The sequence below is a fragment of the Pseudomonas sp. L-22-4S-12 genome (assembly GCF_009799935.1).
GTDB lineage: Bacteria > Pseudomonadota > Gammaproteobacteria > Pseudomonadales > Pseudomonadaceae > Aquipseudomonas.
Genome location: NZ_WELL01000005.1, coordinates 164,030 through 190,643 on the forward strand (window position 1 = coordinate 164,030; position 26,614 = coordinate 190,643).

Consider the following 26,614-nt stretch of genomic DNA (forward strand, 5'->3'; position numbering starts at 1 on the left):
CATCCCATGCCCACACTCTTCGACCCCATCAAGATCGGCGACCTCGAACTGCCGAACCGCATCATCATGGCCCCGCTGACCCGTTGCCGCGCCGACGCCGGCCGCGTGCCCAACGCGCTGATGGCCGAGTACTACGTGCAGCGCGCCTCGGCCGGGCTGATCATCAGCGAGGCCACCTCGGTCACGCCGATGGGCGTCGGCTACCCGGACACCCCCGGCATCTGGTCGGACGACCAGGTGCGTGGCTGGCACAACGTGACCAGCGCCGTGCATGCCCACGGCGGGCGCATCGTCCTGCAGCTGTGGCACGTCGGGCGCATCTCCGATCCGCTGTACCTGGACGGCGAACTGCCGGTGGCGCCGAGCGCGATCCAGCCGGCCGGGCATGTCAGCCTGGTGCGTCCGATCAAGGAGTTCGTCACCCCGCGCGCCCTGGAAACCGAGGAAATCGCCGAGATCGTCGAGGCCTACCGCAGCGGCGCGGAGAACGCCAAGGCCGCCGGCTTCGACGGCGTGGAAATCCACGCGGCCAACGGCTACCTGCTCGACCAGTTCCTCCAGGACAGCACCAACCAGCGTAGCGACCAGTACGGTGGCAGCCTGGAAAACCGCGCGCGCCTGCTGCTGGAAGTCACCGATGCGGTGCTCAGCGTGTGGGAGCCCGGCCGCGTCGGCGTGCACCTGTCACCGCGTGCGGACCTGCACGACATGGGCGACAGCAACCGTGCCGAGACCTTCGGCTATGTGGCGCGCGAACTGGGCAAGCGCCAGATCGCCTTTATCTGCGCCCGCGAGCGGATCGACGATGACAGCCTGACCCCGCAGCTCAAGGAAGCCTTCGGCGGCGTGTTCATCGCCAACGAGCGCTTCACCAAGGCTCAGGCCAACACCTGGCTGGCCGAGGGCAAGGCCGATGCGGTGGCGTTTGGCGTGCCCTATATCGCCAACCCGGACCTGGTCGAGCGCCTGGCCAGCGACGCAGCGCTGAACGAGGCCCGTCCGGAACTGTTCTATGCCCAGGGCCCGGCAGGCTATATCGACTACCCGCGGCTGTGACGCTGCGCTGAAACGAAAAAGCCCCGCAGATGCGGGGCTTTTTTCATGCGGTGGGCACTCAGCGGGCGTTGATCTGCTGCTGCAGGTTCTGCACCTGCGCCTGCAGGGTGCTGATGTTGCGGGTCATCTGCGCGCGGAAGGCGTCGAACTCGGCGGTGTTCTGCGTCGGCGCCGGGCGGTTGTCCAGTTCGCTGCGCAGCACCAGCAGGTCCTGCTCCAGGCGACCGATGGCCTGGTTCGGATTGCCCTGCTTCTTCAGTGCCTCGACATCGCCGCTCAGGCTCTTGAGCTGACCTTCCAGCTGACCGACTCCGGCCAGGCCGGCCTTCTGCTCGCTGGCCAGCTTGTCCAGCCGGCTATCGAACTGGCCGGTGGCAGTCTTCTGGCTCTTCAGCTCAGTGGCCAGCTGCTCGATGCGCTTGCCCTGGCCGCTCTGCTGGCCGGCCACGTTCTGCTGCGACTTGCCCAGCTCGGCCAGCTTGTTCTCCAGCTGCTTGACCCGCAGCTTGAGCTGCTCGCTGTCGGTGGTGACGTTGGACTCGGTGGCCACCACCTTGCCGGAGATGTCCTGGATACGCCCGGCGGCATCCTCGCTGATCTTGACGAAGCTTTCCTGGGTCGCCACCAGCTGCTGTTCCATCAGCGCGATCTGCTGCAGGCTCCACCAGCTGAGCGCGCCCAGGGCGATGGCCAGGGCGCCGACCAGCGCCCACAGCGCGCCGGTACTGCCGGAAGACTTAGCCGGCGCCGCCTGGGCACGCCCGTGGTGTGGCTGGACATGATCGGCGGGGGCCGCATGCACCGGCGCGAAATCGTCCTGGTTGCGGCCGCCGGCGGTCAGGCTGGGGATATGGTCGAGTTCGTCGCGGGCATCGTTGCGCATGGGTAAACCTTCAGGGAAAGCACGGCGGCAAAAAACAGAGCCGGCAGTATACCGGTTAGTCGGCTGCGCTTCAGCGTCGCGCCAGGGCAGTGCAACACGCACCAGTGGCGGGCAGCCGCGCAGCCATAGACCTGTGAAAGGCCGCACAGTTCGCGGCTCGGGCTTTTTGGTACGGCGCTTGCAAAAGTCCAGGCGTGGCAACGCGCAGAGGCCGGTCGGCAGCTGCCGGCGGGCACGCTTGAACTGCTAGGGGGATCGGGCATGGAACTGAACAAGGCCGTACTGGATTGCATGCAGGCGCTGCGCCGGCGCTTGCGCGACGAACTCGCCGTGGATATCCACCTCAACCAGGCGGACGCCGTGGAAGCCATGCTGATGGCCTGCCTGCGCTCCGCCGACCAGGACACCCGCAACCTCGGCATTCGCCTGGCCGAGCTCAGCGACTTCCAGAGCGCGGCCGAGCCCAGCGCCCCGGCCCGGCAATACCGCGGCCAGGCGCTGGCCGACGAGCCGGCCGCGGCGGCCGCCGCGAGCGACGAAACGCCGCGCGGCACCGTGCGCATGTATCGCGGCCAGCGCGTCTACGCCTGAAGCCGCGGGGTCTGCCTGCCGACTGGACGAGTCTGACGCCGCGCGCTACAAGCTAGGCATACGGTTCGCCGCTTCAGGAGACCACGATGACCTCACGTCCGGCCTGGCTCGACTGCCTGCACGCGCAGCCGCCCGCGCTGTTCGAGGCGGCGCTGCAGATCGCCGCCGAGCATGATCCCGAGCTGCAGCCGGCTCAGGTCCTGCGCGATTTCGCCAACCTGCGCCAACTGGTGGCCGCCGGCTTGCCACACCTGCCCGCCGCCGAACTGGCCCAGCCGCTGCTGCGCCGCCTGGGCGAGCTGGACTTCCATGAAGACGACGACCTGCCCACCCGGCCCCAGGCCGCGCTGTTGCACCGGGTGTTGCAACGCCGCCGTGGCCAGCCCCTGTCGCTGGCGCTGATCGCCCTGGAGCTGGCCCGCCAGCTGGACATCCCGCTGCAGGCGGTGAACTTTCCCGGCCATCTGCTGCTGCGCGTGCCCGGCGCCGATCACCTGCTCGACCCGTGCAACGGCCGCCGCCTGTACACCCGCGACTGCCGCGAACTGCTGCTGCGCGTCGCCGGGCCGGCGGCCGAACTGAACGCCGGCCATCTGCTGACCTGCGACGCCCACGCCCTGCTGCTGCGCCTGTCGCGCAACCTGTGCCATCTGCATGGCGCCGCCGGCGAGCATCTGGCCGCGCTGAAGGACGCCGAGCGCATCCTCCTGCTGGCGCCACCGAATGTCGCCGACCACCTGCTGCGCGCAGCCATCTACCGCGAGCTGGACTGCCCGCAGGCCGAGCGCTTCGACCTGGAGCGCGCCCTGCTGCTGTGCGACGACGAACCCGAGCGGCTGCGCCTGGGCCAGCGCCTGCGCGAGCTGGGGCGCACGCCGGCGCTGCACTGAGGTGTAAGTTGGGTTGAGGAGCAACGCGATGAAGCCCAACGATCCTGCCCGACTGTTGGGCTTCGCTACGCTCAACGCCAACCTACCCAGCACTCCTGCCCGATATCACCTGCGAGCGATGGCCGCAACTGACCATGCAAAAGGCCGGCATCACTGCCGGCCTTCTGGTCCATCCATCCCGCCTTGCGCCCGCCTCAGCCGGCGTACTTCTGCAGGTTGGCCATCATCTCGCGCAGGGCGGTGACGTTGTCGTCCGGGTGCACGGCGCCTTCGAAGTCGCCGATCTGCTTCCAGCTGGCCGCCACGTCCTCCGGGCTGAAGCCGGCCTTGGGGTCGAAGCCGGCTCCCAGGCTGCGCTCCCAGCGCACCTTGCCGATCCAGCCGCCGCCCACTTCGTACAGGCCGGAGGTGTCCTGGCACTGCTCGCTGCCCAGGTACACCACCAGCGGGCTGACCAGCTCCGGCTTGAGCTGCTCGAATACCTGCGGCGGGATCAGGCCTTCGGTCATGCGCGTGCCGCCGGTGGGGGCGATGGCGTTGACCAGGATGTTGTTCTTGCGCCCTTCGATGGCCAGGGTGCGGGTCAGGCCGTACAGGCCGAGCTTGGCCATGCCGTAGTTGCTCTGGCCGAAGTTGCCGTAGATGCCCGAGGTGGAGGCGGTGAAGATCACCCGCCCGTAGTTCTGCTCGCGCAGGTGCGCCCAGGCGGCGCGAGTGACCTTGTAGGCGCCTTCGACATGGACCTTGTAGACCAGGTCCCAGTCGGCGTCTTCCATCTTGTGGAAGGACTTGTCGCGCAGGATGCCGGCGTTGTTCACCAGCACGTCGACGCGGCCGAAGCAGTCCAGGGCGTTCTGCACGATCTTGTCGCCGTCGGTCACCGAGTCGTGGTTGGCGATCGCGGTGCCGCCGGCAGCGCGGATCTCCGCCACCACCTTGTCCGCCGCCGAGGCGTTGGCACCCTCGCCGTGGGTGCTGCCGCCCAGGTCGTTGACCACCACCCGCGCGCCATGTTTGGCGAACAGCAGAGCATGGGCCCGGCCGAGACCACCACCGGCGCCAGTGACGATCACGACCTTGTCTTCGAAACGGATGGCTTCGCTCATGAAACAGCTACCTCGGCAGGTGGAAAAGGCCCCGAGTGTCCAGCAGGGGCCGGCACTCGGCAATCATCTGCCGCACGACTGAATGGTGGGCAATAAGGCAGCGGGATAATCCCAGCCCCCTAAGATCAGGCAGCTTTATCCGCCACCCGGATCAGGCTCAGGTGGTTGTACAGATGCAGCACATGGGCCTGGGTGTACTCCGCATGACTGAGGGCGCCATAGGCGAAATGCGGCTGCAGCTCGTCAGCATGGGCGGCGAAGCGCACCAGCGCCGCCTGCAGGCGGGCGATGGCGGCCACGCTGCTGGCCGGCTCGACCAGGGGCGCGGCACCGGGAATCACTTCATCGAGCGGGTGGCGCATGGCGCCGCGGGCATTGAACACGCTAAAGGCCAGCGGCCCGACGCTGTGGCGGAACCAGGCCGATTTGAGCTGCGGGTAGCCGTCCATGGAGTACTCGACGCTCTGCGCGCAGTGGTTGAATACCTCGCTCGGACTCCAGCCCTTGAGGCTGCTCAGTTCGCGGCTGGCCAGCTCGACCAGCGCCTGCTGCGCGCCCTCCAGCGTCAGTGCGGCCGGCGCCACGCCCGTGGGCAACGCCCAGAATCCCGCCCCCAGCACCACTGCACCGCCAACGGCGGCCCCCTTCAAGACAGTACGTCGCTGCATGTTTTGGCCTCCAGCCGGTCACGGAACTGCAGATAGTGAGCGAGCACCTCTGCGGGTGCCTCGGTCTGCGGATAGTGGCCGATCTGCTCCAGCAACAGGGTGTCGGCGTTCGCAATCAGCTCGCGGTAGCGCGCCACCATGTGCGCCCCGGAAATCGGGTCGCGCGCGCCATCGATCACCCGCAGCGGCACCCCGCCCTTCTGCATGGCCGCCACCCAGCGTTCGCGCTGCTGGCGGCGCTCGGGCATGTAGCGAATCAGCCGGTGCATCACCGCCGGGCCGTCGTTGTGCGCGATCAGGCTCCAGAAGGCGTCCAGCTCCGCCTCGCTGGGCGGGGTGTGCGGGCCGAACACCTTGGACAGGTTGCTCTTCAGCTTGCCGCGCGAGAACAGCTGGCCGAGCAGCGGCCCCAGGGGGCTGAGCAGCAACTTCTGCATCAGCACCGGGCGATGGGTTTCCGGAAACAGCCCGCCATTGAGGAACACGCAGCTGACCAGCTGGATGCGCCCCTCGTGGTGCCGTGCCAGCAGCTCCTGGGCCACGCTGTCGCCGTAATCGTGGGCCAGCACATGCACGGGGCCGGCGATGCCCAGCTGGGCCAGCAGTGCCTGCTGCAGGTCGGCCTGTTCCAAGAGGCTATAGGCATGCCCGCGTGGCTTGGCGGAATAGCCGAAGCCGAGCATATCGCAAGCCACGACGCGGTATTTCTGCGCCAGTGCCTGCCACAGACGGTGCCAGTCCCAGCTGGCGGTGGGGAAGCCATGGATCAGCAGCAGCGGCTCGGCATCCAGCGCCCCCGCCACCCAGTAGCGGATGGCGTGGCCCTTGAAGGTGAAGCCCTGCCCCTGCGCCCGCCATTCATCCAGGGCGATGCCCGGCAGCGCCGTCACGCGGCGTAGCCCGGCATCTGCGCATCGAGCTTGCGCAGCAGGGCCGGCCAGGGCAGCGCTCCGCCCATGCCCTGCGGGCTCTTCATCACCCCGGCGATCATCGCCTTGGCACCGTCCAGGATCTGCTGCGGGATGTGGATCAGCTCAGCGCCGCCGCTCTGCGCCATCACCTGGATCTCGCAGGCGCGCTGCAGGATGAACATCATCAGGAAGGTGTCGGCGATGCTGCCGCCGGCGGTGAGCAGGCCATGGTTGGGCAGGATCATGAAGTTCTTGTCGCCCAGGTCGGCCTGCAGGCGGGCCTTCTCGTCATGGTTCAGGGCCACGCCCTCATAGCCGTGGTAGGCCAGGCTGGAGAGGACGAACAGCGACTGCTGCGACAACGGCAGCAGGCCCTGCTTCTGTGCGGACACGGCGATGCCTGCCGGGGTGTGGATATGCAGCACGCAGGTGGCGTCGTGACGCACCTCATGCACCGCACTGTGGATGGTATAGCCGGCCGGGTTGATGTCGAACGGGCTGTCCATCAGCTTGTTGCCGGCCAGGTCGACCTTGACCAGGCTGGAAGCGGTGATTTCGTGGAACATCAGGCCGTAGGGGTTGATCAGGAAGTCTTCGGTGCCGGGCACCTTGGCCGAGATATGGGTGAAGATCAGGTCATCCCAGCCATACAGAGCGATCAGCCGGTAGCAGGCGGCCAGGTCGACGCGGGTCTGCCACTCGGCGGCGGAAACCTGGTCGCGCACGTTCAGTTGAGGCAGGGCTTGGGCAGCGGTCATCGGACAATCCTCGGCTTGTGGTTGTGCCGAGGAGTCTAGCGCTCACCGAGTGGCCGGCTAGTCGCCTTGCAGGCCAGCTTAGTGGCCCTGAGAACCTGTTTACGATTTTCTGGATTAGAGCCAGACAAGGCAAAAGTGGCCGAAAAAGCGCAGTTTACGACATGTAAATGAGCATTTTGAGGCCACTTTTAACGCGGTATGGCCGCGAGCCAGGAGATCGTAAACAGGTTCTAAAGGTCAGAGCAGTTCGGGGTAGTCGCGCACCAGCAGCGGCCAGTCCTGCCGGGCCTGCGCATCATCGGCGAGCAGGCGGAAACCCTCGAAACGGAACTCCGGCGCCACCGTGCAGCCGACCAGGCTGAAGGCGCCTAGGCTGCGCGCCGCCTGCCAGGCATGCGCCGGCACCGCGCGCTGCGGCAACTGCCCCGCCGCCACCGGGCCCAGGCGCTCGACCTGCACCTGCTGCGGGCTTACGGCGCTCAACAGCTGCAGCGGCTCGCCCTCATGGAAGTGCCACAGCTCGTCGGCATCCACCCGGTGCCAACGGCTGACCGCGCCGGCCGGCAGCAGGAAGAGGATCGCACTGGACGCCGCGCGGCCATCGGCCAACAGCTGCGTCGAGGTGAACAGGCGGCGGTAATAGCCACCTTCCGGATGGGCGACCAGCTGCAACTCGCGGATCAGCTCGGCGGCGCGCGGGTGCATCAGGCGCGCAGGGCCGCGACCAGCTCGCCCAGCCAGGGCTGGGCGTCGTCTTCCGGGGTCACGCTTTCGCTGGCGTCCAGGCGCAGCATCGGCAGCGCCTCGCGCATGCCCAGTTCGGCGAACAGCTCGCGCATCAGCTCGCCACCGCCGCAGAAGGTGTCGTAGCTGGAATCACCGAGGGCCAACACGGCAAAGGGCTTGCCACTCCAGGCGGGGAACAGGTCGCGGGTCTCGTAGTAGAAGCCCTGCAGGTTGCCCGGCAGCTCGCCCATGCCGGTGGTCGAGGTCACGGCCAGCAGCGCCTCGGGGGCGAAGGCCTGCACCTCGGCCAGGCTGGCTCCGGCCTTGTGCCAGGCTTCGAAACCGGCGGCATTGAGCAACTCGACGGCGCGACGGGCAACTTCTTCGGCGGCGCCGTAGACCGAGCCGGACAGAATGGCGACTTTCATGCAGAACTCCGAAACATGCTGATAAACGCCGGCCATTATGCCGCAAGTGGACAGCCACCCGGGATGCCATAGAATGCTGCAGATACGGATGGGGAACTTGCGCGATGATCAATGCGAAACTGTTGCAACTGGTGGTGAATGCATCCAACGACGGCATCGTGGTCGCCGAGCAGGAAGGCGACGACAATATCCTGATCTACGCCAACGCCGCCTTCGAGCGCCTGACCGGCTACAGCAGCGACGACATCCTCTACCAGGACTGCCGCTTCCTGCAGGGCAGCGACCGCCAGCAGGCCGGCCTGACCGCCATCCGCGAGGCCGTGCGCAGCCAGAAGCCGTGCCGGCAGATCATCCGCAACTACCGCAAGGATGGCAGCGCCTTCTGGAACGAACTGTCGATCACCCCGGTGTTCAACGAAGGCGACCAGCTGACCTATTTCATCGGCATCCAGAAGGATGTCAGCGAAGAAGTGCAAGCCAAGCAGCGGGTTCGGGAACTTGAGGCCGAGGTCAGCCGTCTCAAGGATGAGCTCGCAGCACTCAAGACTTCCGGCTGAGCCCAGCCAGGCCGCCTTGGCGTCTGTCGACGCGCCGTAACCGGGCCGGATAGCGATCCGCCCGGAGCAGGTGGGCGGCAGGGTGTGATTCTTGCTTGCGACAAAGTAGTCCATGCCCCACGGAGGGCAGCATGTCCGAGCACAATGTCCTATCCAGCGAAGAGCTGGACTTCATCCGCCAGATCTTCAGCAGCCAGCTGAGCGGCAAGCCCCTGCACGCCTCCGCCGTCAAGGTCGAGGGCGGCGCTCTGGCCGACACCCTGCTCGGCCGCCTGGGCCAGCATGCCCGGCTCAATCTGGAGGCGCATCTGGACAACTACCACATGTCCTTCCCGCTGCACCTGGTGGAGGACGAGCTGCACAGCCTGCAACTGGAACTCGGCGCGCCGGACATCTACGAAGACGGGGCGACCCGCCGCCCCTGGCGCCTGAGCCTGAAGAAGCCGCTGATCCTGCTGGATCACACGGGTGCGGCTACCGACCTGCGGGTGCATGAACTCGCCCCCGACAGCCTGCTGGTCGGACGGCGTGGCAAGGCCGCGCTGCCGGATGACTTCGTTCTCTGGCTACCCCTGCCGAAGCAGGAACCGCTGCAGGTCAGCGCCCGGCGCATCCGCCAGGCCAGTGGCCAGCGGGTGGCCTACAGCCTGCAGTTCGAGGACGGCGAGCATGGCGAGCGCATCCGCCAGTTCATTTTCGAGCAGTACCGCCAGCAGAACCCGCAATTGCAGGCCAGCAGCTGACCCTGCGCCCCCGCCGCGCCATGAACTGCCACAGTTTTCTGCCACACTTGGGCCGCGCCCCGGACTAAGATATAGGCCAAAGCAATCACCACCATGCCCTCAATCAATTAAGAGAATCGGGCCAATCCCGTTAGGATGGCCCCCATCAAGTTACCAACCCCCTGAAGGAGTTCACTGATGAACCTCATCAACACCCAAGTTCAGCCTTTCAAAGCCAACGCCTTCCACAATGGCGAATTCATCGAAGTCACCGAGCAGTCCCTGAAGGGCAAGTGGTCGGTACTGATCTTCATGCCGGCAGCCTTCACCTTCAACTGCCCGACCGAGATCGAAGACGCCGCCAACAACTACGCCGAGTTCCAGAAGGCCGGTACCGAGGTGTACATCGTCACCACCGATACCCACTTCTCGCACAAGGTCTGGCACGAGACTTCCCCGGCTGTCGGCAAGGCCCAGTTCCCGCTGATCGGTGACCCGACCCACGCCCTGACCCGCGCCTTCGGCGTGCACATCGAAGAAGAAGGCCTGGCCCTGCGCGGCACCTTCGTGATCAACCCGGAAGGCGTGATCAAGACCGTGGAGATCCACTCCAACGAAATCGCCCGTGACGTGTCGGAAACCCTGCGCAAGCTGAAGGCTGCCCAGTACACCGCCGCCAACCCGGGTCAGGTTTGCCCGGCCAAGTGGAAAGAAGGCGAGAAGACCCTGGCTCCGTCCCTGGACCTGGTCGGCAAGATCTAAGTATCTGCCTGGGGCCGTCCCGGCCCCAATCGCCTTGCGCTTTGCGGGTTGAGATCCAACCCTCCAAGTGCCCGAACGCCCGGGCGCGATCCGCCCGGGCGTTTGTTTGTCCGCAATTTGTATAAAAGGAACTTCGTCATGTTGGACGCCACGCTTAAAACCCAGTTGCAGGCCTACCTCGAGAAGGTCACCCAGCCGTTCGAGATCGTCGCTTCCCTCGATGACGGCGAAAAGTCCCAGGAATTGCTCGGACTGCTGCAAGACATCGTCGGCCTGACCGACAAGATCACCCTCAAGACCGACGGCAACGATACCCGCCGTCCGTCCTTCGCCCTGGTTCGCCCGGGCGCCGATATCGGCGTCAGCTTCGCCGGTATCCCCATGGGCCATGAGTTCACCTCGCTGGTACTGGCCCTGCTGCAGGTCGGTGGCCACCCGTCCAAGCTGGACGCCGAGACCATCGCCCAGATCAAGAGCATCGAAGGCAAGTTCGAGTTCGAGACCTACTTCTCGCTGTCCTGCCAGAACTGCCCGGACGTGGTCCAGGCGCTGAACCTGATGGCCGTGCTCAACCCCAACATCCGCAACGTGTCGATTGACGGCGCGCTGTTCCAGGACGAAGTCGAGCGCCGCCAGGTCATGGCCGTGCCGAGCATCTACCTGAACGGCGAAGTGTTCGCCTCCGGGCGCATGGAAGTGAAGGAAATCCTCGCCAAGATCGACACCGGCGCAGCCAACCGCGATGCCGAGAAGATGAGTGCCAAGGACGCCTTCGACGTGCTGGTCATCGGCGGCGGCCCGGCCGGCGCTGCGGCGGCCATCTATGCCGCGCGCAAGGGCATCCGCACCGGCGTGGCGGCCGAGCGCTTCGGCGGCCAGGTGCTGGACACCATGGCCATCGAGAACTTCATCTCGGTCAAGGAAACCGAAGGCCCGAAACTGGTCCGCGCCCTGGAAGAGCATGTGCGCGAATACGAGGTCGACATCATGAACCTGCAGCGCGCCAGCGCCCTGGTTCCGGCCAGCAGCGCCGGCGGCCTGCATGAGGTACGGTTCGACAACGGTGCCAGCCTCAAGGCCAAGACCCTGATCCTCTCCACCGGCGCGCGCTGGCGCGAGATGGGCGTTCCCGGCGAGCAGGAATACAAGGCCAAGGGCGTGTGCTTCTGCCCGCACTGCGACGGCCCGCTGTTCAAGGGCAAGCGCGTGGCGGTGATCGGCGGCGGCAACTCCGGCGTCGAGGCGGCCATCGACCTGGCCGGCATCGTAAGCCACGTCACCCTGATCGAGTTCGACAGCCAGCTGCGGGCCGATGCCGTGCTGCAGAAGAAGCTGCACAGCCTGGCGAACGTCAAGGTGATCACCAGTGCCCTGACCACCGAAGTCAAAGGCGACGGGCAGAAGGTCAACAGCCTGGTGTACAAGGATCGCAACAGCGACGAGCTGCACAGCGTCGAGCTGGAAGGCATCTTCGTGCAGATTGGCCTGCTGCCCAACAGCGACTGGCTGAAAGGCGTGGTGGAGCTGACCCCGCGTGGCGAGATCATCGTCGACGCCAAGGGCGCCACCAACATCCCCGGCGTGTTCGCCGCCGGCGACGTGACCACCGTGCCCTACAAGCAGATCGTCATCGCCGTGGGCGAGGGGGCCAAGGCCTCGCTGAGCGCCTTCGACCACCTGATCCGCCAGAGCTGATCGACTGCACCGCACAGACAGAGGGCCCTTCGGGGCCCTTTTTCATGAGCGCCGCAACGGGCACACTGTCGCCCTCCCCCGCATCCGGTCCGCCCATGAACCCCGAAGACCTCCTCCTGCTGGTCACCCGCACCATGCCTTTCGGCAAGTACAAGGATCGCCTGCTCGCCGACCTGCCCGGCCACTACCTCAACTGGTTCGCCCGCGAAGGCTTCCCCAAGGGCGAGATCGGCCGCCTGCTGGCGCTGATGCAGGAGATCGACCACAACGGCCTCAAGCCGCTGCTCGACCCGCTGCGCCAGGGCCGGCGCTGATGCCCATCGACAGCGGTTTCAGCCTCTGAGGCCAATCCCGTCACAGGTGTGGCAGGCGGGCCCCTGTAGGAGCGGCTTCAGCCGCGAAGCCTGGCGAGCACTGCCGCACAGTCTTTACCGCTACGGCTGGTGCTGGACCGCCAGCTCGGTGAAATGCACCTCGCCCTGCTCCCCGGCGCCGCCCTCTTCGTCCTGCACGTAGGCGCCGGCCTTGAAGTAGAAGCGCACCTCGCGCCAGGCCGGGTCGCTGGCGTAGAAGTCGTGCTGGAAGCGTTCGCCGTTGGCCTCGACGCTGAGCACGCCATCGCGCACGTCGATGCTGTAGGAGAACAGGTCGTGGTTCACCGCGGTACTGAACAGATGGCTGAGGTCGCTGTCATCGCCCTCGGGGTGGCGCTTGACCAGTGCCTTGAGCCGGCCCTTCTGCCACTGCAGCTTGATCAGCGGGCGGGCATCGTAGCCGTGGATCTGGCCGACGATGATCTTCTGCGTGCTGGGCGCCTGGATCACCCGGCAGCTGGCCTTGAGCCGGTGCAGACCAGTGCCGGACCAGTTGCGCCTGTCGTCCGCCGGATCGAGCAGCTCGCGCAGCTCGGCGCGCGGGTACTTGGCGTTTTCCGTGGTGCCGCCGGTCACCGGGGCGACGAAGACCATGGCGCCGCTCTCGCTCAGGAGGAAGTAGGGCGAGGCATAGCCGGCCTGCAGCTCGTCGGGACGGATCTCGCTGGCATCGGCATCCGGCAGGGTCAGCTTCCAGTGCGTCAGGTCGTAGTTGCGCCCCGGCGCGGCATAGTCGCGTTGCGGGTCCGTGCTGCAGCTGGCGACCAACAGGAGGCCGGCCAGGCCAATCCATGTGTGACGCATGCGCATGCTCTCCTTCCGGGCCATGGCGAACAGGGCGGCGCAGCATCAGGCGAGCGGCGCTGCCAGTCAGTTCTTATGCAGCGCGACGAGCGCCAGGGCAAGCACAAGCGCCGACGGCGAAGACCAACGGTAGGCCGCGACGTGATTACCTGGGCTGCTCGACACGATTCGTGGTCCGCGCCTGTGCGGCTGAAACCGCGCCCACTGGCGTTGACGTCGTGGGTGCCTCAGAGCCTTTTTACGATCTTTTGAGCTAGAGCCAGGCAAGGCGCAACGACCAACGGGAGTAACAGCCGTAGGCTGGCCCGCAGGGTAAGCGCCAGCGAATCAATTGGGCGAGGACGCGGAGTTTACGAGGTGTAAATGAGCAGTACTCGCTTCACTCGCCCTCCGGGTCGCGCTAAAGCGCGTTAGCGGCAAGCCGCTTTCCGAGCCCAATTTCAACGCAGCATGGCCGACGATCAAGAGATCGTAGACAGGTTCTCAGCCCTGCTGCGCCGCCTTCAGCGTCTCGTATGCCGGCGCGGCGTAGATGCCCAGCGCGACAGCCAGCTGCATGACCCGCGGCAGGTCGCTGGTGTACACCAGCACCGCCTGCAGTTCATCGTCCAGCGGCTCGCTGAAGTCGAGCAGCACGTAACCGCCCTTCTCCTTGAACATGCTGGAGAGCTGCACCTGGATGCGGTTGAGCGCCTTCAGCGGCTCGACCTTGGCCAGTTGCTTGGGCTTGATGTTGAACGGCACATCCGGGCCGAAGGATTCGATGATCTGCTGCAGCAGCTCCTCGTAGCTGTCGCCCTGGAACAGCACGGTTTCCGGCAGGCTGCCGACCACCACCCACTCGCCCAGCGGGATGGGGAAGCTGTCGTCGTAATTGATGTCCGGGTTGGCGGCGAGGAAGGCGGCCGGATCGGCGTAGGCCTGCGCGGCCTCGTCGGCGATGCGGGCGATCTCCTCGTCGGTCATGCAGCCGGAGCTGATCAGGGTGATGAATTCGAGGAGTTGCTGTTTCATGGGGGCATCCTGGGACGGGCACGGCCGCACAGGATAGCGCGAAACCCGAGGGGTTTCAGGGCCGTCCCCGGCGCCGGCAAACAGCCCGGGTTCGGCGGGGAAATGCCGCGCGGCAATCCGCCTGCCCCGCGCCGGTAAAATATATCGCCGTGGTTAGACCCTTGTTTGATTGACAGCAATACTGGCAATCAATCAAATGGCCACAATCACATTTCTATTCGCACACCGGCGAAGGCGTCGGTCGCTTGCGTCACCACAAGGAAATGCTGCGTGATCCTAGAGTTGAGCGCAATTCACACGCAACATCGCAGTTCGATGCGCCTGGCCTTGGTGGTGTTGGGCTGCATGCTCGCCGGGCTGCTGCTGATCGAAGTGGCCGTCCCCCTGGTACCCAACAGCCGCCACTACCTGAGCTGGCACCAGCTGCTGGAAACCCTTTCCATCGTGATCTCCGCACTGATCTTCGCGGTCGGCTGGACGACCTTCCGCATGCACCGCCAGCGCAACATCCTGGTGGTGGCCTGCGCCTTCCTCGGGGTGGCCCTGACCGACTTCACCCACATGCTGTCCTACCGCGGCATGCCCGACTTCATCACCCCCAACGGGGTCGAGAAAGCCATCCACTTCTGGCTGCTGGCGCGCTACCTGGCGGCCCTGGCCCTGCTGCTGGTGGCCTGGCTGCCCTGGCGCCCGGCCGACGGCGAACCCCAGGCCGGCGACGGCAGCTGGCGCCTGCTGCCGATGCTCGGCATGTTGCTGCTGGTGGTGCCCGCGTACATCCTGTTCCTCTGGTACCCGCAGTGGCTGCCACGCACCTTCATCGAGGGCCAGGGCCTGACCCCGTTCAAGCTGGCCGCCGAGTACGGGGTGATCGGCATCAACCTGCTCACCGTCGCCCTGCTCGCCCGCAACCTGTGGCGGCGCACCAGCTTCGACGTGGCGCTGCTGATCTGCGCCCTGCTGATCATGACCATGAGCGAGCTGCTGTTCACCCGCTACGCCTCGGCCACCGACCTCTACAACCTGGGCGGCCACCTGTACAAGGTGCTGGCCTACCTGATGCTGTACCGGGTGATGTTCGTCGAGACCATCTCCGCGCCCTACCGCGCCCTGAGCGAAACGCGCAAGCACTCGCAGGCGGTGATCGAGGCGATTCCCGACCAGCTCTTCGAACTCGACGCCAGCGGGCGCTGCCTGCAGGTACACACGCCGCAGCAACGCCCGCTGTTCGGCCTGCAGCGCTCGCCGCTGGGCCACAACCTGCTGCAGCTGCTGCCGCCGGACGCCGCCGACAGCTGCCGGCGGGCCCTTGAAGAAGCGCGCAGCCAGGGCTTAAGCACCGGCCAGCAACTGCAACTGGGCGATGCCAACGACGGCATGCGCTGCTACGAGCTCTCGGTGTCGACCCTCGGCCACGATGCCCAGGCGCACTTCGTGGTGCTGGCCCGCGACATCAGCCAGCGCCTGCACGACCAGCAGCACATCGAGCACCTGGCGCACTTCGACAGCCTCACCGGCCTGCCCAACCGCACCCTGTTCGCCTCCCGCGTCGAGCAGGCGCTGGGCCTCTGCGAGCGCAACCAGCAGCCCCTGGCCGTGCTGTTCATGGACCTCGACCACTTCAAGAACGTCAACGACATGCTCGGCCACCACGTCGGCGATGCCCTGCTGATCGAGGTGGCGCAACGCATCAAGAGCCTGCTGCGCGACGAGGACACCCTTTCGCGCCAGGGCGGCGACGAGTTCATCCTGGTCATGCCCTATGCCAACGCCCAGGATGCCGCGCACCTCGCCGAAGGCGTGCAGCAACAGCTCGACGCCACCTGCCAGGTCCTCGGCAACAACCTCAAGGTCAACGTCTCGGTGGGCATCGCCATGTTCCCCACCGACGGCAACAGTTTCGAGGCCCTCGCCCGCCACGCCGAAATCGCCATGTACCGGGCCAAGCAGGACGGCCGCAACCAGCTGGCCTTCTTCACCGAGGAGATGCAGGCGCAGTCCGCGCGCATCCTGCTGCTGGAAAACGCCCTGCGCGACGCCCTGGCCCAGGACCAGCTGCAGGTGTACTACCAGCCACAGGTGTCAATCGACGGCAGCCGCTTGGTCGGCGCCGAGGCCCTGCTGCGCTGGCAGCATCCGCAACTGGGCTTCATCAGCCCGGCCGAGTTCATCCCGATCGCCGAGAACAGCGGGCAGATCCTGCGCATCGGCGAGTGGGTTCTGCGCACGGCCGCCGCGCAGATGCAGCAATGGCTGGAACAGGGCTACTCGACGGAGATGACCGTCGCGGTCAACCTGTCCATGGCCCAGTTCCGCGCCCCCGGGCTGTTCGAACTGATCGGCGAGGTGCTGCGCCAGAGCGGCCTGCCGGCCCATTGCCTGGAGCTGGAACTGACCGAGAGCGTGGCCATGCACAAGCCGGCCAGCGTGGTGCAGATGGTGCAGCGCCTGCGCAACCTCGGCGTGCGCTTGGCGATCGACGACTTCGGCACCGGCTACTCCTCGCTCAGTTACCTCAAGCAGCTGGAAGTGCACAAGCTGAAGATCGACCAGTCCTTCGTCCACGACATCGACCGCGACGGCCACGACCAGCGCATCGTCCAGGCCATTCTCGGCATGGCCCACAGCCTGGGCATGCTGACCATCGCCGAAGGCGTGGAAACCGCCGAACAGCGCCAGCAACTGCACAAGATGGGTTGCCACGAGGCCCAGGGCTACCTGTTCAGCCGCCCCCTGCCGGCCGCCGAATTCGATGCCCTGGTGCGCAGCAAGGGCCTGCTGCCGGCGACCGCGCAGTGCTGAGCCGCAGCCCCAGCGCTGCGTAGGGTGCGCCGCGCGCACCAGAGGCTGGCACGGGGGTGCTGGTGCGCACGGCGCCCCCTACTCGGCCGGACTCGCTGCCGAGCGGAGTGCCCGATTGGCTTAGCGCAGCTTTTCCAGCAGCCCGTAGTACCACATGCCCACGGCCAGCATCGGGTTGCCGAACACGTCACCCAGCGGCACCTTGATGTGCTTGCAGCTGGCGAAGGTGTCGAACTGACCGAGGCTGCCGGTCAGGGCGTTGGCCATGATCTCGCCCATGATGTGGGTGGTGGCGATGCCGTGGCCGGAGTAGCCCTGGCAGTACCAGACGTTGTCCGACAGCTTGCCCAACTGCGGGATGCGGTTCATCACGATGCCCATGGCGCAGCTCCACTGGAACTCGATGTCGACGCCCTTGAGCTGCGGGAAGGTGCGCTCGATGCACGGGCGCAGTTCGCCGGCAATATCGCGCGAGTCGCGCCCGGAATAGTTGGCGCCACCACCGAACAGCAGGCGGCCGTCGGCCGTCATGCGGTAGTAGTCGAGGACGAAGCGGCAGTCGTAGACGGCCAGGTTGTGCGGGTTGAGCTCCTGGGCCAGCTCGCCCAGCGGCTTGGTGGTGACGATGCCGCCCATGGCCGGGAAGATCTTGCCCTTGAGCTGCTTGGGTTCCAGCTTGTGGTACACGTCGCCAGCCAGCAGCACCTGCTTGGCGTCGATGCGACCCTGGGCAGTGATCACCGCCGGGTTGGCGCCGTGGACGATTTCCAGCACCTCGGAATGTTCGAAGATCAGCGCACCCAGGCTGGCGGCGGCCTTGGCCTCGCCGATGCACAGATTCAAGGGGTGCAGGTGCATGTTGCGGGTGTTCTTCAGCGCGCCCAGGTACAGGTCACTGCCCAGGTGGGCGCGCACGCCCTCGGCGTCGAGCAGGCTCACCTCATCGCCCATGCCGCGGCGCTGGGCCTCGGCGTAGGAGCCTTCCAGCTCGGCCATGTGCACCGGCTTCATGGCCGCATGCAGATGGCCGTGGCGCAGGTCGCACTGGATGCCGTACTTCTCGACGCGGCTCTTGATGATCTGGTGACCGCGCCAGCGCAGGTGCCAGATGAAATCGTCCACCTCGGCGCCCAGCTTGTTGCGCATCTGCGTACGCATGGCCTCGTCACCCGACAGGCTGCCGGTGACCTGGCCGCCATTGCGCCCGGTGGCGCCCCAGCCGATCTTGTGGCTCTCGACTATGGCCACCTTGAGGCCGCGCTCGGCCAGCTCCACCGCACTGGCCACGCCGGTGAAGCCGCCGCCGATGATCACCACGTCGACGCTGACCTGGCCCTGCAGGGTCGGGTAGTCGGTCTCCTCGTTGAGGGTGGCGGTGTAGTAGGACTGGCAGCGCTCGGCGGCGGGTATCACGGGTTTGATCGCGGCGTTCATGACGGTGTTCCTTGTTGTATGGGGGTGCGTCGAGCGCACCGGGTGAGCGGAGAATAGGGGTCAGGCTTGGGTGAGGTACCAGCGCCAGTCCTGCTCGCCGACCTCGCCCATGAACTGGCGGTACTCGGCGCGCTTGATCGCCAGGTACACGCCGATGAATGCCTCACCCAGCGCGGCGCGGCACGCCGTTGGCGTCGAGGATGAACGGCTCGCTATCGGAGTTGGCGGCCAGGAACTCCTGGGCCTCTTGCACGGGGGCGAAATCCATCGGTTGCTCGCTAGCGCCACACTGGCGCGCACTGGCCACGCAGTCCTGCCGATCACTAACTGAGCAGGCGCCGTGGCGGGCAATAGGGTCGGTCGCGGGGCTGCGGGCATGGCGCAGCCGCCTGGGTTCAGAACGGGGCTGAAGCGGCGTCCGGTGGGCGCGCGTGGCGGCAGTGCCAGAGCGCCCAGAAGGCGAGGATTTCGGCAAGCAGGGGCTTGCTCCGCTCGGCACCGAGCCGGGCCCGGGCCGGGAACTGGCACGGACTGGACAAAAGCTGCGGATGCGGGATTGGGGAACTCATGGCGAGCAGACTCGCACGCCAGCGAGCGTTGGTTAAATCGGATTTTTTACACGCTCAGTTGCGCACTGACTAAACAATGCAACGCCCTGCCCCGCCGGCCTGATGCCGGTGCCGCCTGGCCGCCCCCGTGCGGGACAACCCGCGCAACCCAGCCAGGCCGGGTTGCGCCGGGCCGGCTCACTGGCTGGCAGTCAGGGTGCTGTAGCTGGTGATCAGGTTGCGGTAATCGGAAATGTGGTTGGAGAACAGCGCGCCCAGCCCCTCGATATCGTTGCGCCAGTCGCGGTGCAGTTCGCAGGCCACGCCGAACCAGGTCATCAGCTGCGCCCCGGCGGCGGACATGCGCTCCCAGGCGCTCTGGCGGGTGAGCTCGTTGAAGGTGCCGGAGGCATCGGTGACGACGAACACCTCGAAGCCTTCGGCGATGGCCGACAGGGCCGGGAAGGCGACGCAGACCTCGGTGACCACCCCGGCGATGATCAGCTGGCGCTTGCCGGTGGCCTTGACCGCCGTGACGAAGTCCTCGTTGTCCCAGGCGTTGATCTGCCCGGGGCGGGCGATATAGGGCGCGCCGGGGAACTGCGCCTTGAGCTCGGGCACCAGCGGGCCGTTGGGGCCGCTCTCGAAGCTGGTGGTGAGGATGGTCGGCAGGTTGAAGTACTTGGCCAGGTCGCCGAGCGCCAGCACGTTGTTCTTGAACTTGTCCGGGTCGATATCGCGCACCAGCGACAGCAGGCCGGCCTGGTGGTCGACCAGCAGAACGGCGGCGTCATTCTTGTCGAGGCGCTTGTAGGGGGTGCTCATGATGGTTCTCCTTGCTGCGGGTGGGCGTCACGGCCGCTCGGCACGGGGCGCAAACGCGGCGATGCCGGACCTTCCAGACTAGGCCGGGCCCGGGCCGCCGGATGACCGTCGGTCGGCCACGCCCGGCCTTTCCCGCAGGCCCAGGCGGCCAGTGGCAGCCAGGAAAACCTTCACCGCCACGGCACACTCGCCGGCTCCCGGCAGCGGCTCGCCGTCGAATGTCGACTAACCGGTCATGCAGTGCGGATTCCCTGACTACTATGAATCCGATGCCTAAAACCTATTGGCTCGGTCGCTACCCAGAATCCAAGCTGAACTGACTCGTTAGGTGAAGACAACAACAGGAGAGAATCATGTCCAACGATGCGAAATGCCCATTTTCCGGCGGTGCAGGCGCACACACGGTCGCCGGCGGCCAGTCCAACGCGGACTGGTGGCCCAATCAACTCAACCTGAAGATCCTGCACCAGCATTCGTCCCTGTCCGACCCGATGGGCGAGGACTTCAACTACGCCGAGGAATTCAAGACCCTCGACCTGGACGCCGTGGTCAAGGACCTCACCGCCCTGATGACCGACTCCCAGGACTGGTGGCCAGCCGACTGGGGCCATTACGGCGGCCTGATGATCCGCATGGCCTGGCACGCCGCCGGCACCTACCGCATCGCCGACGGCCGCGGCGGCGCCGGCACCGGCAACCAGCGCTTCGCCCCGCTCAACAGCTGGCCGGACAACGGCAACCTGGACAAGGCCCGCCGCCTGCTGTGGCCGATCAAGCAGAAATACGGACGCAAGCTGTCCTGGGCCGACCTGTTCATCCTCGCCGGCAATGCCGCCCTGGAGTCCATGGGCTTCAAGACCTTCGGCTTCGGCGGCGGGCGCCAAGACATCTGGGCGCCGGAAGAAGACATCTACTGGGGCGCGGAAACCCAGTGGCTGGCCACCAGTGACCAGCCCAACAGCCGCTACTCCGGTGATCGCCAGCTGGACAACCCGCTGGCCGCCGTGCAGATGGGCCTGATCTACGTGAACCCGCAGGGCCCGGACGGCAACCCCGACCCGCTGGCCTCGGGCCGCGACGTGCGCGAGACCTTCGCCCGCATGGCGATGAACGACGAGGAAACCGTGGCCCTGACCGCCGGCGGCCACACCTTCGGCAAGGCCCACGGCGCCGGTGATGCGGCCCTGGTCGGGCCAGAGCCGGAAGCCGCGCCGATCGAGGAACAGGGTCTCGGCTGGATCAACAAGTTCGGCAGCGGCAAGGGCGCAGACACCATCACCAGCGGCATCGAGGGCGCCTGGAAACCCAACCCGACGAAATGGGACATGGGCTACTTCGACATGCTGTTCGGCTACGAGTGGGAGCTGACCAAGAGCCCGGCCGGCGCCCACCAGTGGGTGGCCAAGGACGTCAAACCGGAGCACATGATTCCCGACGCCCACGACCCGTCGAAGAAGCACCCGCCGATGATGACCACCGCCGACCTGTCGCTGCGCATGGACCCGGCCTACGAGAAGATCGCGCGGCGCTACCACCAGAACCCGCAGGAGTTCGCCGACGCCTTCGCCCGCGCCTGGTTCAAGCTGACCCACCGCGACATGGGCCCGCGTGCCCGCTACCTGGGCAAGCTGGTGCCCAAGGAAGAGCTGATCTGGCAGGATCCGGTGCCCGCCGTGGATCACCCGCTGGTCGATGCCCAGGACATCGCCGCCCTGAAAGCCAAGCTCCTCGCCAGCGGCCTGTCCATCGCCCAGCTGGTCAACACCGCCTGGGCCTCGGCGGCCACCTTCCGCGGCAGCGACAAGCGCGGCGGGGCCAACGGCGCGCGCATTCGCCTGGCGCCGCAGAAGGACTGGGAAGTCAACCAGCCGGCCGAACTGGCCAAGGTACTCGCGGCGCTGGAGGCGGTGCAGAAGGACTTCAATGCCTCGGCAGCCGGCGGCAAGCAAGTCTCGCTGGCCGACCTGATCGTCCTGGGCGGCTGCGCGGCGGTCGAAGCGGCGGCGAAGAAGGCCGGCGTCAGCGTCACGGTGCCCTTCACCCCGGGGCGCACGGACGCCTCCCAGGCACAGACCGACGTCGACTCGTTCGCCGTGCTGGAACCGCAGGCCGATGGCTTCCGCAACTACGCCCGCAAGGGGCTGGAAGGCATGGTGGCCGAGCTGCTGATCGACAAGGCCCAGTTGCTGACCCTGACGGCGCCGGAAATGACCGTGCTGATCGGCGGCCTGCGCGCCCTCAACGCCAACGTCGGGCAGTCCAAACACGGCGTGTTCACCCAGCGCCCGGAGACGCTGAGCAACGACTTCTTCGTCAACCTGCTCGACATGGGCACCCGGTGGCAGAAGTCGGCCAGCGCCGAAGGCGTGCTGGAAGGGCGTGACCGCAAGAGCGGCGACCTGAAGTGGACCGGCACGGTGGTCGATCTGGTGTTCGGCTCCAACTCGCAGTTGCGTGCCCTCGCCGAGGTCTACGCCACCAGCGACGCCCCGGCGAAGTTCGTCAACGACTTCGTCGCGGCCTGGGACAAGGTGATGAACCTGGATCGTTTCGATCTGGGCTGATTGCCCGAGCCAGCTGTCCGCTGGCCAGCCGCCAATGCGCCGCCGCCATCCAGTCGGATTTCCCGACCGGGTGGCGGCGGCGCACTTTTTCAGCCGCAGGCGGCCAGTAGCAACAGCGGCCCCGCCCGCCCATCCGGGCTCAGGACAGTTTCACGTTCATGGTGATCTGCGCGGCAAACACCTGCTTGCCATCGGCGTCGGTGATGACCACCGGCACGACCTTGTCTCCCTCGCTGGCCCAGTCCAGCGCCGCGCCATCGGCGACCGCGGTCACGCTGCTCTTGGCCTTGGCCTGGTACTCGACCGTCATGCCCTTGGGAATCCAGCGCGCGCCGCTGGGGATGGACACGTTGGTCATCATGCCGGCGGCCAGTTCGGCGGCATTGCACATGGCGATCGCATGCACGGTGCCCAGGTGGTTGGTGATCTCGCGGCTGAAGGGCACCTGGACCGTGGCATGGCCTTCACGCAGCTCGGAAACCAGCGGGTTGATGCTGCTGAAATAGGGTGCCATCTGGCAGGCCATCTTGCTGAACGCTTCCGGGCCTGCGCTGGTGAACATGCTGAGCACTTGATTCATGGTTATGCCTCGCGGGAATGCTGGAAATTAAAACAGAACAATGCTCTGTTGCGGAACAATATTCTGCATTTGGAAGCCACGTCAAGCCGAGTCCGGCTTACCCCCGGGCGGCCGTCTGCCTTACCATGGGATTTTTGCCTCGTGTCGAGCATGGAAACGTCAGACCTACTAGAGCGTTGCTACCCCGGAAGAAGGGCCGAGCTCAAACGCAGCATCCTCGGAAAGGCGCTTGCCTGCTTCAACGAGCAGGGCATCGAAGCCACCACCATCGAGATGATCCGCGCCGCCTGCGAAACCAGCGTGGGCGCCATCTACCACCACTTCGGCAACAAGGAAGGCCTGGTGGCAGCGCTGTTCCTCACCGCCCTGGATGACCAGGCCCAGCTGCGCGAGCGCTACCTGAACCAGGCCGCAAGCACCCGGGAAGGCGTGCACGCCCTGGTGCACAGCTATGTGGACTGGGTCGACAGCCAGCCGGACTGGGCGCGCTTCCAGTTCCACGCGCGCTTTGCCGTGACCAAGGGGCCGTTCAAGGACGAGCTGGCCGCGCGCAACAAGACGCGCAACCGGCAGTTGCTGGAGTGGCTGGCCGCGCCGGGGCGCAGCGACGAGCTGCAACACCTGCCCGCCGAGCTGATCCCCTCGCTGATCATCGGCCCGGCCGAAAGCTATTGCCGGGCCTGGCTCTCCGGCCGGGTGCGCAACCGGCCAACGGCCTACCGCGAGGCGCTGGCCGAAGCCGCCTGGCGCTCGCTCGCCACGGATTGACCGGGCGAGGCTCACCCGTACACGGAAGGGCCGCCCTCAGGGCGCGCCGAACAGCATCGTCCAGTAGATGCCCGCGGCGCTGCGCGGTTGCGCCGCATAGGCCGCCCCCACCTGGGTAAAGCGCGGGTTCATCAGGTTGGCGCAATGCCCGGGGCTGGCCAGCCAGCCCGCCAGCGCCTGGCGCGGCGAGCCCTGCCCGGCGGCGATGTTCTCGCCGATCTGCCGGCCACGGTAGCCGGAGGCCCGCGCCCGATCCGCCGGCGAATCGCCGTCGGGGCCCTGGTGGGCGAAGTAGCTGGCATCGGCCATCGCCCGGCTGTGTTCCTGCGCCGCCGCGCCCAGGGCGGCATTCCAGGCCAGCGGCCGGGTGGCGGCGAAGCGCCGCCGACCACACTGGCGCGGCTGCGCCCGGGCCGCGTTGACCTGGCTGAGCAGAGCCTTGCCCGCCGCCCGCCAGTCGCCCAGCTGCTCGCCGAGCAAAGGTTTCGCCAGCACCACTCGCCATTCATGCCCGCGCCGGCTGACGCCGATATCGGCGAACTGCGGGTCGAGCAGGGCCGCGCAGTAAGCGCTGCGCAGCCTGAGAAAGGCGGCCTGGGCATCCGCCGCCCCGCCCAGGCGGATGGTGCGCGCCGCCAGCGCCGGATAGCCGGCCGCCTTCAAGGTCTCCCGCAAGCGGCCGGCATAGCCGAGCGGCAAGGCCAGGCTCGCCTTCAGCTGCAGCGGTGCCAGCGCCCGGACCTGGCGGTTCTCGCAGCGCCGGGGCTGGCCCCGGTAGTCATTGATGGCCGCCAGCAGCTGCCGCTCCCCGCCGGCCTGGGCGGGAGCGGCGAACAGCGGCAACAGGGGCAGCAGGCAAAACGCAACGAAACGGGAGGTGCGGACGGTTTTGGGCATGAACGGCGGACGACTCGGCAGGGCTGACGACGGCAGAGGCGCCTGCTGGCGGCCTCCGGATGCCGGGGTGAGACTGCCGGGCGCATGCAAGGTTCAGCCAGCGAGAGAGCCATTCGGCGCCCAGCCGGGGCGGCGCTGCCGGGCGCCGCCAGCGCAGGCGGGCGCCCGGCCCCGCTCAGTCGGCAACAGGCTGGATGCGGATGCCTTGCCGCTCGACGCGCTGCCCCAGGGCGAAGCGGGCGTTGGGCGAGCGGATCACCTCGCGCTCGCCCGCCGAGTTTTCGACCTCGTACGCCGGCTCGCTGAGCCCCGTCTCCTGCTGCACCGCGCGGCCGGCAAGGAAGCCGGCCCCGGCGCCGACCAGGGCGCCGACCGGCCCTCCGGCGGCACCACCCAGCATCAGGCCGCTGAGCGAGCCGACCGCCGCACCGGCGGTGTTATCGGTGGTCTCGCGGACCACCTGGTCGGCGAAGGAGAACGAAGTGCAGGCAAGGCTCAGGCACAGAACAATCAGGTTGGACGACTTCATGGTGACTCCAGGGAAAGTGGATTTAACTCATCCAGAACAAACCACTAATCGTGCCATCAGCAAAATTGATAAAAATCAATTACTTGAATCGAACATGAGTCACTATGACCATGGAACGACCGTGTTGATCTGACCTAATCGGAGTCAATATGACCCATACCCCGCTGCTGCAGGCCATGCTCCCGCTGCTCGACGACCTGACCCGCGAGCTGTCGGACAGCGAACGCTACCAGCGCCTGCTCGCCGCCCTGCTCGAACTGGTGCCGTGCGACGCCATCGCCCTGCTGCGCCTGGAGCAGGACCATCTGGTGCCGCTGGCCGTCAGCGGGCTCAGCGCCGACGCCCTGGGCCGCCGCTTCAAGGTCGACGAACACCCGCGCCTGGCCGCCCTGCTCGAACAGCGCGGCGCGACCCGCTTTGCCGCCGACTGCGACCTGCCCGACCCTTACGACGGCCTGGTCGAATGCCGCCACGGCCGGCTCGAGGTGCACGACTGCCTGGGCTGCCCGCTGTTCATCAACGAACGGCCCTGGGGCCTGCTGACCCTGGACTCGCTGGACCCGTCGCGCTTCGGCCAGATCGCCCTGGACAACCTGGAGACCGTGGCGCGCCTGGCCGCCGCCACGGTACAGGCCGGCGAACGGATGAACAGCCTGTCGCGCCGCCTGGAAAACGAGGCCCACCTGACCGAAAGCTATCGCCTCGCCGCCGGGCAGCGACAGCCGGCGCAGATCATCGGCCAGAGCGCGGTGACCCAGCGCCTGCTCGGCGAAATCGCCCTGGTCGCCGGCAGCGAACTGACCGTCCTGATCGGCGGCGAGACCGGGGTCGGCAAGGAGCTGGTGGCCCAGGCGCTGCACCGCCAGTCGCCGCGGGCCGAGCGCCCGCTGATCAGCCTGAACTGCGCCGCCCTGCCCGAGACCCTGGTCGAGAGCGAGCTGTTCGGCCACGTCCGCGGCGCCTTCTCCGGCGCGGTCAGCGAGCGCGCGGGCAAGTTCGAGATAGCCAACGGCAGCACCCTGTTTCTCGACGAAGTGGGCGAACTGCCGCTGCCGGTGCAGGCCAAGCTGCTGCGCGTGCTGCAGAGCGGGCACCTGCAGCGGGTCGGCTCCGACCGGGAACACCAGGTCGATGTGCGCATCCTCGCGGCCAGCAACCGCGACCTCGCCGAGGAAGTACGCGCCGGGCGTTTCCGCGCCGACCTCTACCACCGCCTCAGCGTGTTCCCGCTGTACGTGCCGCCCCTGCGCGAACGCGGCCGCGACATCCTGCTGCTGGCCGGCAACTTCCTGGAGCAGAACCGCCCCCGCCTGCGCCTGCGCGGCCTGCGCCTGAGCCGGGAGGCCCAGGCGGCGCTGCTCGACTACGACTGGCCGGGCAACGTGCGCGAACTCGAACACCTGATCGGCCGCGCCGCGCTCAAGGCCCTGGCCCGCCAACCGGAACGCCCGCGGATACTGTCGATCGCCGTGGAAGACCTGGACCTGCCGGCCAGTTCAAGCGCGGCGCAGGCGGACCTGCCCGTCGAGCGCAACGCGAAGCTGCCGGGACTGCGCCAGGCCTGCGAGCACTTCCAGCGCCAGCTGATCGGCGCCGCCCTCGAGCGCCACCAGGGCAACTGGACCGCCGCCGCGCGCGAACTGGAGCTGGACCGGGCCAACCTCAGCCGCCTGGCGGCCCGCCTCGGCCTGAAGTGAAACCCACAAGGGTTGGCCTGAAACG

General features: G+C 67.0%; 26 protein-coding genes and 1 pseudogene. 12 read left to right on the top strand and 15 right to left on the bottom strand.

Features of this window, described 5'->3' with window-relative positions:
• Window positions 1-6 precede the first annotated feature (6 nt).
• Window positions 7-1,056 carry an alkene reductase gene (locus tag F3I16_RS13870; protein ID WP_160494167.1) on the top strand — a complete coding sequence of 350 codons (1,050 nt, stop codon included), beginning with the start codon at window positions 7-9 and terminating at the stop codon, window positions 1,054-1,056.
• A gap of 58 nt (window positions 1,057-1,114) precedes the next feature.
• On the opposite strand, the gene F3I16_RS13875 is transcribed toward F3I16_RS13870, so the two are convergent.
• A complete protein-coding gene (locus F3I16_RS13875) occupies window positions 1,115-1,939 on the bottom strand; it encodes an ATPase (RefSeq protein WP_160494168.1) in 825 nt (274 codons plus the stop codon).
• Between the two features lie 261 nt (window positions 1,940-2,200).
• Here F3I16_RS13875 and F3I16_RS13880 point away from each other — a divergent pair, with 261 nt between their 5' ends.
• Both F3I16_RS13880 and F3I16_RS13885 read left to right on the top strand, forming a co-directional pair.
• Window positions 2,201-2,530, top strand: coding sequence for a hypothetical protein (locus tag F3I16_RS13880; RefSeq protein WP_160494169.1), 330 nt, complete (start codon window positions 2,201-2,203; stop codon window positions 2,528-2,530).
• 86 nt (window positions 2,531-2,616) lie between these two features.
• Window positions 2,617-3,420 (top strand): SirB1 family protein, encoded by an 804-nt coding sequence (locus F3I16_RS13885; RefSeq protein ID WP_160494170.1) that lies wholly within the window; start codon window positions 2,617-2,619, stop codon window positions 3,418-3,420.
• Window positions 3,421-3,614: 194 nt separating this feature from the next.
• Here F3I16_RS13885 and F3I16_RS13890 read toward each other — a convergent pair whose 3' ends face one another.
• From F3I16_RS13890 to F3I16_RS13915, 6 genes are all read right to left on the bottom strand, one after another.
• Window positions 3,615-4,526, bottom strand: a complete 912-nt coding sequence (locus tag F3I16_RS13890) for an SDR family oxidoreductase (RefSeq protein ID WP_160494171.1) — start codon at window positions 4,524-4,526, stop codon at window positions 3,615-3,617.
• A gap of 125 nt (window positions 4,527-4,651) precedes the next feature.
• Entirely contained in the window at window positions 4,652-5,194 is a 543-nt protein-coding gene (locus tag F3I16_RS13895; protein WP_160494172.1) for a DUF1569 domain-containing protein, read from the bottom strand.
• Window positions 5,173-6,084 carry an alpha/beta fold hydrolase gene (locus F3I16_RS13900; protein WP_160494173.1) on the bottom strand — a complete coding sequence of 304 codons (912 nt, stop codon included), beginning with the start codon at window positions 6,082-6,084 and terminating at the stop codon, window positions 5,173-5,175. Before F3I16_RS13900 ends, F3I16_RS13895 begins: the two co-directional genes overlap by 22 nt.
• Window positions 6,081-6,863: a class II aldolase/adducin family protein gene (locus F3I16_RS13905; protein ID WP_160494174.1), complete on the bottom strand. Its 783-nt coding sequence runs from the start codon at window positions 6,861-6,863 to the stop codon at window positions 6,081-6,083. Before F3I16_RS13905 ends, F3I16_RS13900 begins: the two co-directional genes overlap by 4 nt.
• Window positions 6,864-7,100: 237 nt before the next feature.
• Window positions 7,101-7,568, bottom strand: coding sequence for a cupin domain-containing protein (locus F3I16_RS13910; RefSeq protein ID WP_160494175.1), 468 nt, complete (start codon window positions 7,566-7,568; stop codon window positions 7,101-7,103).
• Window positions 7,568-8,017 (bottom strand): flavodoxin, encoded by a 450-nt coding sequence (locus F3I16_RS13915; protein WP_160078972.1) that lies wholly within the window; start codon window positions 8,015-8,017, stop codon window positions 7,568-7,570. The genes F3I16_RS13910 and F3I16_RS13915 overlap by 1 nt, the downstream gene beginning before the upstream one ends.
• Before the next feature lie 104 nt (window positions 8,018-8,121).
• Between F3I16_RS13915 and F3I16_RS13920 the strand changes: the two genes are divergently transcribed.
• From F3I16_RS13920 to F3I16_RS13940, 5 genes are all read left to right on the top strand, one after another.
• Window positions 8,122-8,574, top strand: coding sequence for a PAS domain-containing protein (locus tag F3I16_RS13920; RefSeq protein WP_160494176.1), 453 nt, complete (start codon window positions 8,122-8,124; stop codon window positions 8,572-8,574).
• A gap of 131 nt (window positions 8,575-8,705) precedes the next feature.
• Window positions 8,706-9,317, top strand: coding sequence for a PilZ domain-containing protein (locus tag F3I16_RS13925; protein ID WP_160494177.1), 612 nt, complete (start codon window positions 8,706-8,708; stop codon window positions 9,315-9,317).
• Between the two features lie 177 nt (window positions 9,318-9,494).
• On the top strand, window positions 9,495-10,058 hold the full coding sequence (ahpC, locus tag F3I16_RS13930) for an alkyl hydroperoxide reductase subunit C (protein ID WP_160494178.1): 564 nt from the start codon (window positions 9,495-9,497) through the stop codon (window positions 10,056-10,058).
• A 138-nt stretch (window positions 10,059-10,196) separates the two neighbouring features.
• The gene (gene ahpF, locus F3I16_RS13935; protein WP_160494179.1) at window positions 10,197-11,753 is read left to right on the top strand and encodes an alkyl hydroperoxide reductase subunit F; all 1,557 of its coding nucleotides are present in this window, start codon (window positions 10,197-10,199) and stop codon (window positions 11,751-11,753) included.
• 95 nt (window positions 11,754-11,848) lie between these two features.
• Complete coding sequence (locus tag F3I16_RS13940; protein ID WP_160078967.1) at window positions 11,849-12,067, top strand: DUF3820 family protein; 219 nt, start codon at window positions 11,849-11,851, stop codon at window positions 12,065-12,067.
• Window positions 12,068-12,187: 120 nt separating this feature from the next.
• Here the strand turns inward: F3I16_RS13940 and F3I16_RS13945 are convergent, their stop codons facing one another.
• Window positions 12,188-12,931 (bottom strand): polysaccharide lyase family 7 protein, encoded by a 744-nt coding sequence (locus F3I16_RS13945; RefSeq protein ID WP_160494180.1) that lies wholly within the window; start codon window positions 12,929-12,931, stop codon window positions 12,188-12,190.
• A gap of 483 nt (window positions 12,932-13,414) precedes the next feature.
• Window positions 13,415-13,945, bottom strand: a complete 531-nt coding sequence (locus F3I16_RS13950; protein WP_160494181.1) for a hypothetical protein — start codon at window positions 13,943-13,945, stop codon at window positions 13,415-13,417.
• A 315-nt stretch (window positions 13,946-14,260) separates the two neighbouring features.
• Here F3I16_RS13950 and F3I16_RS13955 point away from each other — a divergent pair, with 315 nt between their 5' ends.
• Window positions 14,261-16,747: an EAL domain-containing protein gene (locus tag F3I16_RS13955; protein ID WP_218573253.1), complete on the top strand. Its 2,487-nt coding sequence runs from the start codon at window positions 14,261-14,263 to the stop codon at window positions 16,745-16,747.
• Window positions 16,748-16,867: 120 nt separating this feature from the next.
• On the opposite strand, the gene F3I16_RS13960 is transcribed toward F3I16_RS13955, so the two are convergent.
• The 3 genes and pseudogenes from F3I16_RS13960 to ycaC all read right to left on the bottom strand — a co-directional run bounded on the left by F3I16_RS13960 (window position 16,868) and on the right by ycaC (window position 19,554).
• Window positions 16,868-18,181, bottom strand: coding sequence for an FAD-binding oxidoreductase (locus tag F3I16_RS13960; RefSeq protein ID WP_160494182.1), 1,314 nt, complete (start codon window positions 18,179-18,181; stop codon window positions 16,868-16,870).
• 60 nt (window positions 18,182-18,241) lie between these two features.
• Window positions 18,242-18,361 (bottom strand): annotated as a pseudogene (locus F3I16_RS21095) (hypothetical protein); the annotation flags it as partial.
• Window positions 18,362-18,927: 566 nt separating this feature from the next.
• Complete coding sequence (gene ycaC / locus F3I16_RS13965) at window positions 18,928-19,554, bottom strand: isochorismate family cysteine hydrolase YcaC (RefSeq protein WP_160494183.1); 627 nt, start codon at window positions 19,552-19,554, stop codon at window positions 18,928-18,930.
• A gap of 353 nt (window positions 19,555-19,907) precedes the next feature.
• On the opposite strand from ycaC, the gene katG reads away from it, so the two are divergent.
• Complete coding sequence (gene katG / locus F3I16_RS13970) at window positions 19,908-22,118, top strand: catalase/peroxidase HPI (protein ID WP_160494184.1); 2,211 nt, start codon at window positions 19,908-19,910, stop codon at window positions 22,116-22,118.
• A gap of 139 nt (window positions 22,119-22,257) precedes the next feature.
• Here the strand turns inward: katG and F3I16_RS13975 are convergent, their stop codons facing one another.
• Window positions 22,258-22,698: a hotdog fold domain-containing protein gene (locus F3I16_RS13975; protein WP_160494185.1), complete on the bottom strand. Its 441-nt coding sequence runs from the start codon at window positions 22,696-22,698 to the stop codon at window positions 22,258-22,260.
• Window positions 22,699-22,848: 150 nt separating this feature from the next.
• On the opposite strand from F3I16_RS13975, the gene F3I16_RS13980 reads away from it, so the two are divergent.
• Window positions 22,849-23,466, top strand: coding sequence for a TetR/AcrR family transcriptional regulator (locus F3I16_RS13980; protein WP_160494186.1), 618 nt, complete (start codon window positions 22,849-22,851; stop codon window positions 23,464-23,466).
• A gap of 36 nt (window positions 23,467-23,502) precedes the next feature.
• On the opposite strand, the gene F3I16_RS13985 is transcribed toward F3I16_RS13980, so the two are convergent.
• Together F3I16_RS13985 and F3I16_RS13990 are read right to left on the bottom strand one after the other, a co-directional pair.
• Window positions 23,503-24,363 carry a CAP domain-containing protein gene (locus tag F3I16_RS13985; RefSeq protein ID WP_160494187.1) on the bottom strand — a complete coding sequence of 287 codons (861 nt, stop codon included), beginning with the start codon at window positions 24,361-24,363 and terminating at the stop codon, window positions 23,503-23,505.
• 175 nt (window positions 24,364-24,538) lie between these two features.
• A complete protein-coding gene (locus F3I16_RS13990) occupies window positions 24,539-24,892 on the bottom strand; it encodes a YMGG-like glycine zipper-containing protein (protein ID WP_160494188.1) in 354 nt (117 codons plus the stop codon).
• A 149-nt stretch (window positions 24,893-25,041) separates the two neighbouring features.
• Here F3I16_RS13990 and norR point away from each other — a divergent pair, with 149 nt between their 5' ends.
• Entirely contained in the window at window positions 25,042-26,589 is a 1,548-nt protein-coding gene (norR, locus tag F3I16_RS13995) for a nitric oxide reductase transcriptional regulator NorR (RefSeq protein ID WP_160494189.1), read from the top strand.
• The last annotated feature ends 25 nt before the right edge of the window (window positions 26,590-26,614 follow it).